Genomic DNA, 13,556 nt, shown 5'->3' with positions numbered 1-13,556 from the left:
CCTAGGACGCCAGATGCTCTGAATAGAAATTGGCCAACCGTGCGACTGCCGGATCTACATATTCCGGCTTGTAGTACAAGTCGTAATGTCCCGCACCTTCGACTTCCAGGAAGTGCTTCACCTTCGACGGAGACAGGTCGAACAACCGCCTGCCCGTTTCGTATTGACCGGTCGGCCCGCGGCGTCCACCAACGACGACCTGCAGCGGCTGGGTGAGTAAGTCCGGCACAAGGCTGAATGCGTCGAAACCAAGCAAACCGCCATAGCTGACGAATAGCAGGCGGTTCGTCGAATTCGGATGCCGATACTGCGATTCCCGATAGAACGTGACCGCTTCCAGCAATTCGGCATCGGTGATCCCAGCGGCCTTGGCCTGCGCGAGGCTGTCAGGAATCCAGGGATCTCTGCGGGGTGGGGCACCGCGGGCCTGCGCGGTTCGCTCGGCTGCGACGTCCCGGAGGGTCTGACGGTAGTCGGGAAGCAGCCGCCGCATTGCTTCGCCAATGTCGTTGGCAACGACGGTGCCCACTGCCTTGACGCGCGGCTCGATCTGGGCTGCCTTTATCGCGTAGCCACCGCCCGCACAGATCCCCAGAAGTCCGATCCGATCCTCGTCAACGTAGGCGAGCGTCGTCAGGTGATCGACCGCGCAACGGATGTCCTCGACCCGTGCGGCTGGATCTTCAAGATCACGCGGTTCGCCGCCGCTCTCGCCTTGGAATGACGGGTCGAAGGCCAGCGCTACGAACCCCTGGCCTGAGAGCTTTTCGGCGTAGATAGCGCCGATCTGCTCCTTGACGCTGCTACCGGGCGTCGAAAGAACGATCGCAGAATACGCGCGACCCTCGTCAAAATCCGGTGGCAGGTGAATGTTCCCGACGACTTCGATACCTCTGTTCTTGAACGAAACGCGCTTCAGCATGTGTTGGACCTTCCGATTTTCATGGCACCATGATGACCCGACCGAGCGGCTTGGCGCTCTCGGCATAGAGATGCGCCTGCGCGGCGTCTTCGAGCATAAAGGATCGGTCGATAACCAACTCGATCCTGCCGGCTGCGGCGGCGGCAAGGAGATCGTCAACGGTTGCATGCACACAAGGCCGTTCGAAGATGGATCCCATGAACACGCCGTGGAGCGTCTGATTGTTCTGCATTGGTTGCCACAAATCGACATTAAGCTTTCCGCCGCCGGCGTTGCCAAGGAAGACCAGACGACCTTCCGGTGCGAGCGCAGAAAGTGAAGCCTGCAATGTGGAGCCGACCGGGTCGATGACCAGATCGACGCCTCTCCCATTGGACAGGCGGCGTGCTTCGCGTGCGACGTCGTGCTGCATTCGGTCCACAACGAAGGTGGCGCCGAGTTCGCTCAGACGCGCCTGCCTTTCGCGCCCACTTAAGACGGCGATGACCGTCGCTCCTGCCTTATTGGCAAGCTGTACTGCCGCCAGCCCTACACCTCCGGCCGCGGCGTGGATGAGGACGGTTTCGCCCTTGCCGATACCGCCTCGGGTGACCACGCTGTGATAGGCCGAGCCGAATGAGATGGGTAGGCCGGCCGCCTTTGCGGTGTCCAGCCCTGCGGGAACAAGCCATGTTCGCGAAGCAGCGACAGCCCAGAGCTCAGCGTGCGATCCCTGCATGCTGAAAGCCGCGACCTTGTCGCCGACGGCACGGTTGGTCACGTCCTTGCCGACACTCACGACCGTGCCGGCCGCTGCATATCCGACCACCCACCGAGGTACCTGGGCCGTCGATCTGCGATTGATCAGATCTCCGCCTTCTATGGAGATCGCTTCCACCCTTATGAGGATGTCGTCCGCCCCGCAGACCGGATCAGCCACATCAACGTATTTGAGGACAGACGGTGGTCCTGGATTGTCGTAGACGGCGGCCTTCATCTTCACTCCATGTTTCGAGCAATTTGTAGGGACATGTAGGTCTTATGTGATCCCGAGAAAGGGTTTGCGATCGGCAACGATGTGTTGCGCGACTTGCAACAAGCGAGATCGAGCGCGGTCGCTGTTCCCCACCGCGCAACAGGCTGTCGCATTCATCGCCACTTCAATCGCAACGACGGATCCACGACATAGGCGACATCCGTAGGGAGCAAGGCAAAGGCCGAGGCCCTCCCGAATTCACGACTCCGAAGGAAGGAACCCAATCCTATGATCGATTTGAGTGGAAAGCGCGCCTTGGTAACTGGCGGCTCGCGCGGCATCGGAGCGGCCATTGTCGAAGCACTTGCGCAAAATGGTGCCGATGTGGCGTTCACCTATCAAAATTCTAACGAGAAGGCTGCGGCGGTTGCCCGGTCCGTCGAAAGCCGCGGCCGTCGAGCCGTCGCCATCCAGGCCGACAGCGCCGATCCGCAGGCGATCGCGCGGGCTGTCGAAGCCGCCGTGGCTGCGTTGGGCGGGCTCGACATCCTCGTCAATAGCGCAGCGATCGGCCATTCAGGAAACATCGCCGATCTGGACCTCGACGATTATCAAACCCTGATGGACGTCAACGTGCGTGCGCCGGTGCTGTTTGCGAAAGCAGTCATCCCGCATCTGCGCGACGGCGGCCGTATCGTCACGATTGGCTCCGCGCTCGGTGAGCGGGTGCCCTTCCCGGGGCTCACGCCGTACGCAATGTCGAAGGCAGCCCTGGCGTCCTTCACGCGCGGCCTGTCTCGCGAACTTGGACCAAGCGGCATCACCGTGAACCTCGTGCAGCCTGGTGCGACGGACACGGATGCCAACCCGGCCGATGGCGGGGCCGCAGATTTTCAGCGAAGCCTGACGTCGCTCGGGCGCTTTGGCGAGCCGAAGGAGATCGCGAATGCCGTGGTGTTCCTGGCAAGCTCGGCTGCAAGCGTCATCACGGGCGCAACGCTTACCGCGGATGGCGGCGCGATCGCCTGAGCTATCTTCATTTCAAGGACGGCCCTGGTGGACGACGGGCCGTCCTTCGTCGCATTGCTCAAAGGGCCAAGGAGCGCATCCGACAAAGCCCGAACCTGCGCCATCTCCTGTCAAGAAAGGATCCACCTTGGAAATAGAAGATCTGAGGATTTTCCTGGACGTTGCTGAGGCGGGTGGGGTCTCGGCGGCGGCGCTCCGTCTTGGCATCTCGAAAACGATAATCAGTCGACGGATTACCCAGTTGGAAGCGGATCTGGGCGCGCAACTGCTTGCAAGGACAACACGCGGCATGATCGTCACCGAAACCGGGTCGACGTTTAGAGGGCATGCCGCCCGCATCTGCGCCGAAGTAGACATGGCTCGGGAAGCGGTTTCGCCGGCAGGCGATTTGCAGGGGCGAATGAGAATTGCCGTTCCGCTATCGTTTGGACCTACACATTTCGCTCCGGTTCTGGCCGCCCTGGCGCGCCGATATCCGAAGCTCATGGTGATTTCATCATACACTGATCGCTTCGTAGACCTCGTAGGAGAAGGCTTCGACTGTGCAATCCGGGTGGGACATCTTCCAGATTCCAATCTCGTTGCGAAGCGCATCGGACCCATGGTTGGCAAGCTTGTAGCCAGCCCGAGCTACATTGATGCTGAGGGTGTCCCAAAGACGCCTCAGGAGATCGTGACCCATCGGGTTGCCATGCGAGAGGCAGAGATTTGGAAATTCATGGATGGGGAAGATGTCATTGCCGTGCGCCCCAATGGACGCTTCATCGCCGACAATGCGCTCTCACTTGTCGCAGCCGCCCTGGAGGGGGTGGGGCTCGCTTATCTTCCGGAACCCCTTGTTGCAGATCACATCGCTTCGGGGGCGCTGATCGCTGTCATGAACCGATACCCCGTGCCCCCGGCAGGGATCTTTGTCGTGCGGGCGCCCAGTCCCTATCCGACGGAAAAAGTGAAGATCCTCACACAGATGCTCATCGACTATGTTGGTCGCCCGTGCGACGACAAGCATCCTTGGGACGAGAGCGGCAGTATCTGATGTCGCTCTCACATCAAGGAAGGGCCGCTGGCGCCACTTCGGGCGCCGTCGACTGCGTAACTCTAAATCACCGCGGCAACGGATTGGTTGTTGCAAAGGAGTAGCGAGCTATTTTCCACTGATCGTTTGCATCCTTCTGCAATATGAACAGCTCGTGATTTGCGTCTGGCACGCGTTGTTCGAGAGTTTTGACGGTGACAAAGCCCTTCGAGTTGGTACGCGCGAACGCCCAGTTTGATGCCGTCTGCACGACCTCTGCCACGGTCAATTCCGTATCGAAGCTTATTGTCTGGAATATTCCGTCATACGCCCTTTGGATCGCATCTATGCCTATGACGGACGGATTGTTTGGTGCCATGAACACGCCATCGGCGACAAACATTTTGGCGACAGCGGTCGTGTCCGAGGCATTCAAGGCGGCTTCGTATTGCGCGAGCGCATTTTCGATTTTCTGCCGCGCCGAGGTGGCGGCTTCGTCTTCATCGGAAGACCTGAGTGAGGGTTTCATATCGTCTTTCTCCGTGGGTTGAGGATGTGTCGCAATGCCGGGGCGTAAGCGTTCTCGTAACATGCGACGTAGATGACCTGCGCGGCAGCCGCCGGGTGAGGAATTCTTGGAGGATCCGAACTCTCATTTCTCGCCAAAGTACGTTCCGAAATACTTGACCGGCGACCAGGCAGGCAAAATTGCCGGGAGGGTCGGCGAAAGGGCGGCGTAGTCCTGCGCACCGAAGACGACCCTGCCGTCCATGACGGTCAGCACTGAAGAGACCAATTTGATCTGATCGTCCGCAACCGAGAAGTAATCCCGGTCCAGTATGGCGAAATCAGCGAGATTGCCGGGCGCAATCAATCCCATCTCCGATTCCGTGTTCATGAACCAAGCGCCCCCCTTGGTGAAGAGTGTCAGTGCTTCCTCGCGGGTGAGCCGGTTTTCCGGCGCAAGCACTTCGGATCCAGACACCGACCGCCCGGTGACCATCCAGCTCACACCGATCCAAGGATTGAACGTGGCGGCGCGAAATGCATCGGTGCTCATTGCAAGCGGAATGCCGCTATCGACAAGCTGGCGCAGGCGCGGCGTCCGCAGGGCCTGATCTCGTCCATGGCTCTTGATGAAAGCGTCGCCATGAAGCGCCATCTTGTGATCCAGCGCGATCCCTCCGCCGAGCTTCTTCACCCGTTCGATATTTTCCGGACTGATAGTCTCGGCGTGCTCGAGGCTCCACCGCAATCCATTGAAGGGAACCTCCCGATTGAGCGCTTCCATTGCGTCGAGGAACGGAGTAATGTTTTCATCGTAGCTGATATGCTCTCTGAACGGCATTCGCCTTTGGACGAGCTTCCTGATTTCATGGTCCACAAGCCGATGCATTTGCTCGGGCGGAATGATCATGGCCGGACGCTCGAAGTTCTCATGATCGTGAACTTCGGCCTCGAGGACCTCGCCTGCGCCGCGATACTCGTGGCCGTGGGCGAGCGACGGATCCAGATTCTGCCCTGGACTGATCGGCGCTGTCTTGGTGATTGCCTCAAGCTGCAAGTCCGTCATGCTGACGCCGGAACCACTACCCAGCTGCAAAACGATGAAAGGCATGCGCACATTCAATCGCTTCTCGCGCGAGAGAACGTCGACCATTGCCTGCGCTTTCGGATATCCCCACCTGCTGCCAGCATCGATGATCGAGGTCACACCGAAGCGGTTCAACCCGTTGATGCTCGACGTCAACGAGCTTACTTCTTCGTCGAAGGAGAGTTGCGGCACCATGGTCTCGAGAGCAACGAACGTCCACGTGTTGCCAAAAACGACGCCTGTATATCTGCCGGAGCCATCCCGTTCGAATTGGGTGTCGGCCAATTTTGGAAACCGATCGGTCCCGACGCCGAGCTTTTCCATCGCCCGCTTGTTCAAGAAGGCCTGATTGTAGGCATACTGAACGATCAACGGCTTCTCGGGCACGGCCTGTTCAAGTTCTTCCATTGTAGGAAGGCGGTTTTCCGTGAACTGGTAGGGTGACCAGCCTCCTATTACCTTGACCCACTGTCCGTCAGGCGTACGCGAGGCTTGCTCACTCAACATCGCGAGCGCCCTGGCGAGCGTCGGCACGCCATCCCACCGGATGTTGAAGTTGAAACCGCTATCGTTAAGCACATGGGTGTGGGCGTCGATGATGCCGGGGATGAGGCGCCGATTACCCGCGTCGATGACTTTCGTACCGGCGTTTTTGAGGCTCAGAATGTCTGCATTAGACCCGACCGAATAGATCCGTCCCTTCGTCACAGCGATCGCCGAGGCTTCCGGCTGCCCGACGTTTCCAGTGAATATCTTTGCGTTGAAAACGATGAGATCGGCCCCTGGAGAACCCTGGTTCGTCTCTGCCCGACAAACGGAGATGGACGCGATCACAAAGGATGCGATGAGTATTTTCTTTATCATATGCTGTTCCGCAAGGTTCGGACCCGTCCTGTCGCAGGTCTTTCTCGCGGAACCTGTCACACCCCTCTACGACAAAGAAGATGTCGACCACGACACACGGCGTTGCGGGAAACGCAACGCGGCGGCATTTCGAGCGTCTCTGTGTGACAGTCGTTGCCTCCTTAGCAACGCTGAAAGTGACCGCTCCAGCGAACACGGCCACCGCTGACATATGCCATCGATGTGGATGGTCCTCTCTGATTGCTCTTTGACGAAGCGGTACCGCCGCTTCATCATCCATCAGCCCTGCAGTTGTCTCGTTCGTTGACGACGACTTTTGCACGTCGGCGTCTGGCGGTAGCGCTGCCAAAGTCGCACTAGGCGCTTATGCCGCCGTCGACCAGGATGCCCGATCCGGTTATGTAGCTTGCACCGGGTCCAGCGAGAAAGGCGACCGCCTCGGCCACTTCCCTAGGTCGGCCGTAGCGTCCGATCGACAAGCTCGGCAGGATAGCGGGGGCGAGAGCGCCATCGGCAGGGTTCATGTCGGTGTCGATCGGGCCAGGGCGAACCAGATTGACAGTAATCTCCCGAGGCCCGAGCTCACGTGCAAGACCACGCGTGAAGCTTTCGAGTGCTGACTTCGTCGCCGCGTAGACCGCGATGCCGGCAAAGGGAACCGCCAATCCCGCATTGCTTCCGGTGCTGATGATGCGCCCGCCGTTTGGGATGTATCTGAGCGCCGCCTGTGTGGTCAGGAGGACGCCACGAAGATTGACGTTCAGTTGCGCGTCGATCTCTTGCAGTGGCTGCGTCGAGAAATCGCCTGCAAACAGGACGCCGGCATTGTTGACCAGGATGTCGAGCCCGCCAAGTTCTTCGGCTGCCTGCTTGACGGCGGCCGTCGCAGATTTGGCGAGCGCGGCGTCTGCTTGAATGGCAATAGCCTTGCGGCCCACCGCGCGGATCTTGGCGACAACGGCATTGGCCTTTTCGGCTGACGTCTCGTAAGTTATCGCGACGTCGGCGCCATCTTCGGCAAGTTTCAGCGCCACGGCAGCACCGATCCCACGGGCGGCCCCCGTTACGAGCGCTCGCTTACCGGCGAGTGGAGTGTTATCTGTCTTGTGCATTGTTGTGTCCCTCAATTTGTGCTGGACCTTCAGGGGTATCTCTCACGATGTCTTGCCCGCGAGGCGTGTATCGCTTTGACGGCGAGCGTCGTCGTTCATTGGGTGGATGACGGAAAGCCATGCTGCGACAAGTAGACAAATAGCAATGGCTATCGCTGCGATGGAGTAGGCGTGGCCGATGGATGTCGCGTCGGTGGACGCGCCCAGGATCGAGAAGAACAATCCACCGATCAGAGCTGTCGCCAAGGCTCCACCGATCTGTAGCATCGAATTCACCAGCCCGGAGGCCAAACCAGATTGCGTCGGGTCGACGCGCTGCACGACTGTACGAACAAGATTCGGCAACGCGATGCCCTGCCCTGCGCCGACGAAGAACAATGCGATTGGCAGGAGCGTCGACGCATCGAGTGAGATCAAAGCCGCCGTCCCGAATAGACCTGCCGCTTCAAGGGACATGCCCGCGGCAGTGGAGTATCTGCCAAAGACCCGGAATATGTGTCCGCTCGCGAAGGGGCCGATGACGAAGCCGACGGCTGCGGGAAGCACTGCTAGTCCGGCTTCAAAAGGCGTGCGGCCGAGGCCTGCTTGCTGAAAGACCGAAAACGTCAGCCAGAATGCTGCAAAGGCGTAAAAGAACAAGGCAGCGAGCAGGCCGCGCTTCAATCCGGGCGCGCGCAACAGGCGCGGTGCCAGGATCGGGTCTCTTCCGGCCGCCTCCAGTTTCTGCTCATGTTTCCAGAACAGGAGGAGAAGTGGTAGTGATGCGGCAAGCATTAAAAGTGACCAGATCGGCCACCCTTGCTCGCGCCCCTCGATGAGCGGCGCTATCAGCGCAAAAAGCGCAACGGCGATCAGCGCGGCGCCCCCCAGATCCAGCCTGCTAGGATGGTCTGAGCGTGTTTCGCGCAGGATCACCATCGCGGATGGTGCGGCTACGGCGATCACTGGGAGATTTATAAGAAATATGGCTCTCCACCCGAGACCAAGGACATTGAGCGCGATCAGCGCTCCGCCCAGGAACAGCCCGGCCATCGACGCCACCCCGAAAGTAAGGGCATAAAAGCTCAGCGCCTTTGATTTCTCCCCATCGGGAAAGATGGCGTTTATCGACGCCAGAGCCTGCGGCGCCATGATCGCGGCGGCGAAGCCCTGAAGTACCCGGCCGACGACCAGAACCAATGGAGACCAGGCGACGCCGCAAAGGGCGGATGCGGCAGCAAACCCCATCATCCCAGCAAGGAAGACATTTCGTCGACCGTATAGGTCTCCAAGCCTCCCACCGGTGATGAGCATGACCGCGTAGGTGGTGGCGTAGCCGGAGATGATCAGTTGCATCGTTGAGGCGGAGGCATGGAAGTCCTCGCGTATGGAAGGAAGTGCCACGTTGACGATGAAGAAATCAAGTGGTGGGAGGAATGCGCCTGTTAACAGGATAGCCAGCGCGATCCATCTGCGCGGATCAGGGGTTTGATTAAGGGTGGGGACAAAGTCCATATGTCTCTCCATGTCGATCGGCAGAACCGAGCGATCAGCCTGTGAAAATAGATGAAATTGGGAACCGTTTGGTTCCTAATTAAGCTCAGTCAAGCGATTCCAGCGCGAAGTCGACCATTGCCTTGGTGGCGTCGCGATCAGCTCCTGCCTTCCCGAGCACTCTCATTCCCTGGATCTGGCATAGGAGGAATTTCGCGAGTGTTCGCTCGTCTGCCGCAGGATCGATCTCGCCCAGGGCTTGAGCTCGAATAATCGCGGCCGCATAAAGATCCTCCAGACGTCGAAACAAGCGAGCGATACGTTGGGAGACGTCGTCGTCCGCGGGAAGCATTTCGACAGCCGACAACACGACAAAGCATCCACGCAGTCCCTCCGTGCCAGAGGACTCTTCAATGTGACGCGAAAAAGCTTCTTTGATTGCAGATTTGGGCGATGGGTTGGCATGCAGGATTTCGCCCGTCTTGCGAATGGCGTCTTCAATATAGACATCAAGCGCGCGGAGATAGACGCCCCGCTTGTCTACGAAAGCCTTGTAGAAGCTTCCTCGCGACAGCTCCATGCCTTCGAGCAGGTCAGGAAGCGATGCATCGTGATATCCGCGGTCCCAGAAAACGCTCATCGCCTTGCGAACAGCGTCATCGAGTTCAAATTCGCGTGGCCGTCCAACTGACGGTGATGTCTCAGTGCGCTTTGCCATAGAGTTAATATGGAACCATATGGTTCCTAATGCAAGCGAAATCTCACATTTCTGAGACACCATGCAACAGTTACTTCAGACTTGATGAACTCTTGGTCTCATTGTCTGCCGAGCCTTGTCTGCGCCTTTCGCGTCCCTTTGCGGCGCGTCTGGCGTCTCTCAGCTCCTCGAGTGTCGGCTGCCACCATCCTCGCAGCCTCCCATACTCGCCCCGATCTTTTGGGGCCGGCCACGTATGGACGAGTTCCTCGAGTGTCGCGGCCCGCCAACCGGCCCAAACATGCTCGTCATCGGCATCCGGATGGTGTTCGGCGATCTCATTCGCGACGACGAGTTCGCCTGTAATCTCGGTGATGACGACGATACCGAATGCGGTTGTCGCCACAGGCCGATCGAGTGGTGGAAGATCGTCGCTCGGCACGGGCAGCCGTTTCTTCCGACGCTCGGAAGTCCTGCGCTTGGCCCTTGCTTCTTCGTCGGTGCCCTTGCGCGCCTCTGCGCGCTTGCGCCGCTCGTCCGGCTCCGCCCGCTTTGCAGCCTCCTCGATGGCGCTCCAGTGGCGCTGGAGGTCGTCATAGGAGGCGTACGGGATCTCCCAGACCTTGTCGGCGCCGTTCCACCGGGAAAAGGGTATCTGCCGCAGCTCGTCGACGACCGTCCGAGAGAAAGGCGTCTTGATGCGCAAGCCACGGTCGTAGACCTGCAGATAGGGGCTGAGGATGGGCTCGAACTGGTAGGCGTCGCGGCCGCGGTCCTCCTCGTAGGGCGTCCTGCGGTCCGCCTCGCAGGCAAGCCAACGGTCGATGCGTTTGCGCGCCGTCTTGCCGGGAACCGTCCAGGCCTGGAGTGTGTCTGACCATCGCGCATTGGGAAACACTTGCCGGAACCGGGCGACAGTCATCCGGTCGAAGGCGAACGATACCGTCTCTTGGGGCGGGTCGACTGCCTGCTTGTTTTCGTTGCGATCATCGGTCATGGAAGGAAAACGGTCGGGAGGCCGTGTGGTTTCGCCTATAGGAGAGACGTTTTGAGGAAGGACAACGCTTTGGCAGCGCCGGCGCTCGAAATCGTATGTCCGACGCCCGGCTCGACATCGAGCCTAACGTGAAAACCGGCCGCCCGGAGCGTTGCTGCGGCCAGCGTCGAGGCGGCGGCGGGGATCGTCGTGTCGGCCTGGCCGTGCACGAGGAGGACCGGCGTCCCCTTGCTCGATGACGAGATGGGCTGCGGCGGGAGAAGCCCCGCGAAGGACACGAGCGCGCCAACCTTCCAGCGGCCGGAAGCGACGGCGTCGAGGGCAACGATCGCGCCCTGCGAGACGCCGACGAAGGCAATCCTGTCATGCGTGCCTGCAAAACCTTCGCGTCGAAGGACGTCGTCCATCAGTTCGTCGAATGCTCTGCGAGCGGCCAAGACGTTTGCCGGATCAAGTGGGTTTCCTTCTGTCGAAAACCATTGATGCCCGTACCGGTGGTTCATGGGAGCATCCGGGGCAGTGAACCGGGTGTTGGGTAACCCGGCGCGCCAGGAAGAGGCAAGCGGCATGAGCTGGGCGCCCGACGCGCCGATGCCATGCAGGAAGATGACGAGGTGGTCGTGAGATGACATGATGATCCTGAAGGTTTCAAATTGGCCCGACGGCGCTCGACCTTCTTGAGGAAGGGAGCGGCCGTCTCACCCCGCGCGCAAGCCCTCACGCAGACGCCGGCGGATGCCGCTGCGCATGCTCACGCGTTGGTGGGGTGGCAGGCAATATATGGGGTGGCTGGTCTGGCCGCACAAGGAGTTCAGGGAGCTGTACGAAGCGCCCCGGACGCTGATAGTGGTCACGCGGCTCATACCACCAGCGATGACCGAGCCGCTCAACAAATAGACCAAATGCGGTTCTGTGTCGACGCTTCGGCTGGCAACCGGTCCCGGCGACCGGATCGTTGATAGAGTGCGGGTCAACGACCGAAAGATTATGCCCAACATCGGGCAATCGACATGAAGCTATCCACCGGGGGGGGGGGCGGCTGCCGCGTCATCAACGCGCGCCAGCCGGTCGTGCTGCAATCAAAGTCCTTTCGCGATCTGCAAAGGCTGCAGGATGATATCTGCAAGCGCCGACTTTCCCACTTCAAACGCCTTCTGGTACTCGGCGTCTTCCACCATCTCACGGAACGCCGTCCGCCGCGGATACTGTACGAGCAGCACCGCGTCCCACCCTTCCACCTGCCCGGTGGTAAGGACGTCGAGGCCGTCGCCACGAAATAGGATCCGTGCGCCGAAGCGGACAAGAATAGGTTCCGCCATCTTCAGGTATTCCAGATGTCGTTCTCGCCCGCCCTCGGGAACGAACCTTAAAAGGTTCAACATCACGACGGGAGCGTCGTCCTCTTCAGCCATGAACCTGGCAAAAACATCGGGTGAAAACGCGACCATTAAGCCTTCCTTTCATATTGGCGTCCTTGCGACGCCTTCAGAAAGTTTAACCCGGCGCTCCGTCAGAAACTGTCAGGAAGGAACGCCAGTCTCGATCTTGCTCGCGCCAACGCCGCATAAGCAGGGACCGGCGCTCTGGATACCGCTCGTCGAGGACAGACGCGGACCGTACACGGTCGACGCGGAAGTGACGGAACGCCGACTTGCTTTCGCACCACGCAGCAAGGACGCGAACGTCGTCGAAATAGACGATCGTGATCGGCCAGACGGTGCGTTCGGACGCAGCGCCCACAGCGTCCTCATATGCCATCCTGACTTTCCTTAGACGACGGATCGCATCGCGAAGGGCTCCGACCTGCGGCGGATCGGAACGCTGTGACAAGGACGCCGCCGACACGAGTGCCGGCGCATTCTCGTCGTGCAGCCGGTCGGTCCGGCTCGACAGTATTTTGGCTAAAGCGCTGTCGCTGCTGTGAGACAGAGCCGGATCGGCCCTCTGCTTCACCCAGGTCAGGCCGAGAATGACAGCCTCCACTTCTTCGGCCGAAAATGCGAAGTTCGGCAGGAAGAAGCCGTCGCGCAGCACAAAACCGACCCCCGCCTGCCCGTCAAGCGGCGCTCCGAGCATGCGAAGCGTCTCGATGTCTCGATAAACGCTTCTTTCGGAGACACCCAGTTCCTGCGACAGCTGCAACGCGGTAACCGGCGTTCGTCGTGCTCGAAGCATGCCAAGCATTTCAAGGAGGCGGCTGGTTCTCGACATTCAGTTCGTGGTCCCGTCTTTTGGTCGGCGGTATCTAGTGCGCCTGTGGGCAGTGTCCAAGAGCGCCTGTCTAGCGAAACTTCCGCGCCTTCTCGCCAAGCGTCTCAATGCGCGTCCTCACCGGTGGACGTTGGAGCAAGGAGCCCCAGATATCGCCGATGATCTACTTTACCGGCGACACACATTTCGGCGATCGGCGCGTTCTCAGCCTCGATCGGCGACCTTTTTCCAGCATGGCCGAACATGACGCTGCGCTGATCCGAAACTGGAACGAAACAGTGGGCGCGGTTGACGAAGTCTGGCATCTCGGCGACGTGATGTCGGCAAGGGCCGGCGACTGTACTGAGCTGCTGGCACAGCTGAACGGGCGCAAGCACCTGATCGTCGGCAACAACGACACGCAAGCAACGACCGCTTCGCAGGGATGGGATAGCGTTCATCACTATTTCGAGCTTCGAGAAGACGGATATCACCTCATTTTGTGCCACTACGCCTTCAGGACCTGGAACCAGATGGGCAAGAAGTCGATCAATCTGCATGGCCACTCCCATGGCCGCCTGAAGCCACTCCCCCGGCAGTTCGACGTCGGCGTCGATGCACAGGAACTCCGGCCCGTTTCGCTCGACGAGATCCTTCACCGAAAGGAAGTCGGCGCCAGCACGGAGATAATCTCTGAAGCATAGCGAA

The 13,556-nt window shown here is 59.8% G+C and carries 14 protein-coding genes; 3 read left to right on the top strand and 11 right to left on the bottom strand.

Going from position 1 to position 13,556, the window contains the following annotated elements:
- Window position 1: 1 nt before the first annotated feature.
- Both ACIQUB_RS29955 and ACIQUB_RS29950 read right to left on the bottom strand, forming a co-directional pair.
- Window positions 2–919: an alpha/beta hydrolase gene (locus tag ACIQUB_RS29955; RefSeq protein ID WP_402935351.1), complete on the bottom strand. Its 918-nt coding sequence runs from the start codon at window positions 917–919 to the stop codon at window positions 2–4.
- A gap of 22 nt (window positions 920–941) precedes the next feature.
- On the bottom strand, window positions 942–1,898 hold the full coding sequence (locus ACIQUB_RS29950) for a zinc-binding alcohol dehydrogenase family protein (RefSeq protein WP_402935232.1): 957 nt from the start codon (window positions 1,896–1,898) through the stop codon (window positions 942–944).
- 267 nt (window positions 1,899–2,165) lie between these two features.
- Between ACIQUB_RS29950 and ACIQUB_RS29945 the strand changes: the two genes are divergently transcribed.
- Together ACIQUB_RS29945 and ACIQUB_RS29940 are read left to right on the top strand one after the other, a co-directional pair.
- A complete protein-coding gene (locus tag ACIQUB_RS29945; RefSeq protein WP_402935229.1) occupies window positions 2,166–2,906 on the top strand; it encodes an SDR family NAD(P)-dependent oxidoreductase in 741 nt (246 codons plus the stop codon).
- A gap of 127 nt (window positions 2,907–3,033) precedes the next feature.
- Window positions 3,034–3,942: a LysR family transcriptional regulator gene (locus ACIQUB_RS29940; RefSeq protein WP_402935226.1), complete on the top strand. Its 909-nt coding sequence runs from the start codon at window positions 3,034–3,036 to the stop codon at window positions 3,940–3,942.
- A gap of 67 nt (window positions 3,943–4,009) precedes the next feature.
- On the opposite strand, the gene ACIQUB_RS29935 is transcribed toward ACIQUB_RS29940, so the two are convergent.
- The 9 genes from ACIQUB_RS29935 to ACIQUB_RS29895 all read right to left on the bottom strand — a co-directional run bounded on the left by ACIQUB_RS29935 (window position 4,010) and on the right by ACIQUB_RS29895 (window position 12,842).
- On the bottom strand, window positions 4,010–4,450 hold the full coding sequence (locus tag ACIQUB_RS29935; RefSeq protein WP_402935223.1) for a YybH family protein: 441 nt from the start codon (window positions 4,448–4,450) through the stop codon (window positions 4,010–4,012).
- A gap of 123 nt (window positions 4,451–4,573) precedes the next feature.
- On the bottom strand, window positions 4,574–6,379 hold the full coding sequence (locus ACIQUB_RS29930) for an amidohydrolase (RefSeq protein ID WP_402935348.1): 1,806 nt from the start codon (window positions 6,377–6,379) through the stop codon (window positions 4,574–4,576).
- Between the two features lie 356 nt (window positions 6,380–6,735).
- On the bottom strand, window positions 6,736–7,491 hold the full coding sequence (locus tag ACIQUB_RS29925) for an SDR family NAD(P)-dependent oxidoreductase (protein WP_402935220.1): 756 nt from the start codon (window positions 7,489–7,491) through the stop codon (window positions 6,736–6,738).
- A gap of 42 nt (window positions 7,492–7,533) precedes the next feature.
- Complete coding sequence (locus ACIQUB_RS29920; protein ID WP_402935217.1) at window positions 7,534–8,985, bottom strand: MFS transporter; 1,452 nt, start codon at window positions 8,983–8,985, stop codon at window positions 7,534–7,536.
- An 85-nt stretch (window positions 8,986–9,070) separates the two neighbouring features.
- Window positions 9,071–9,604 carry a TetR/AcrR family transcriptional regulator gene (locus ACIQUB_RS29915; protein WP_402935345.1) on the bottom strand — a complete coding sequence of 178 codons (534 nt, stop codon included), beginning with the start codon at window positions 9,602–9,604 and terminating at the stop codon, window positions 9,071–9,073.
- 148 nt (window positions 9,605–9,752) lie between these two features.
- Complete coding sequence (locus ACIQUB_RS29910; RefSeq protein WP_402935214.1) at window positions 9,753–10,658, bottom strand: hypothetical protein; 906 nt, start codon at window positions 10,656–10,658, stop codon at window positions 9,753–9,755.
- Window positions 10,659–10,693: 35 nt separating this feature from the next.
- Window positions 10,694–11,290, bottom strand: coding sequence for an alpha/beta hydrolase (locus tag ACIQUB_RS29905; RefSeq protein ID WP_402935211.1), 597 nt, complete (start codon window positions 11,288–11,290; stop codon window positions 10,694–10,696).
- Window positions 11,291–11,737: 447 nt separating this feature from the next.
- The gene (locus ACIQUB_RS29900) at window positions 11,738–12,106 is read right to left on the bottom strand and encodes a DUF1330 domain-containing protein (RefSeq protein WP_113237891.1); all 369 of its coding nucleotides are present in this window, start codon (window positions 12,104–12,106) and stop codon (window positions 11,738–11,740) included.
- Window positions 12,107–12,152: 46 nt separating this feature from the next.
- Window positions 12,153–12,842: a helix-turn-helix transcriptional regulator gene (locus ACIQUB_RS29895; protein WP_402935342.1), complete on the bottom strand. Its 690-nt coding sequence runs from the start codon at window positions 12,840–12,842 to the stop codon at window positions 12,153–12,155.
- 185 nt (window positions 12,843–13,027) lie between these two features.
- On the opposite strand from ACIQUB_RS29895, the gene ACIQUB_RS29890 reads away from it, so the two are divergent.
- The gene (locus ACIQUB_RS29890; RefSeq protein ID WP_402935208.1) at window positions 13,028–13,552 is read left to right on the top strand and encodes a metallophosphoesterase family protein; all 525 of its coding nucleotides are present in this window, start codon (window positions 13,028–13,030) and stop codon (window positions 13,550–13,552) included.
- Window positions 13,553–13,556 lie beyond the last annotated feature (4 nt).

The organism is Rhizobium sp. NPDC090275 (assembly GCF_044772225.1).
Lineage (GTDB): Bacteria > Pseudomonadota > Alphaproteobacteria > Rhizobiales > Rhizobiaceae > Rhizobium.
The sequence above is the reverse complement of the archived record's forward strand: the minus strand, read 5'-3'. Positions and strand labels throughout refer to the sequence as shown.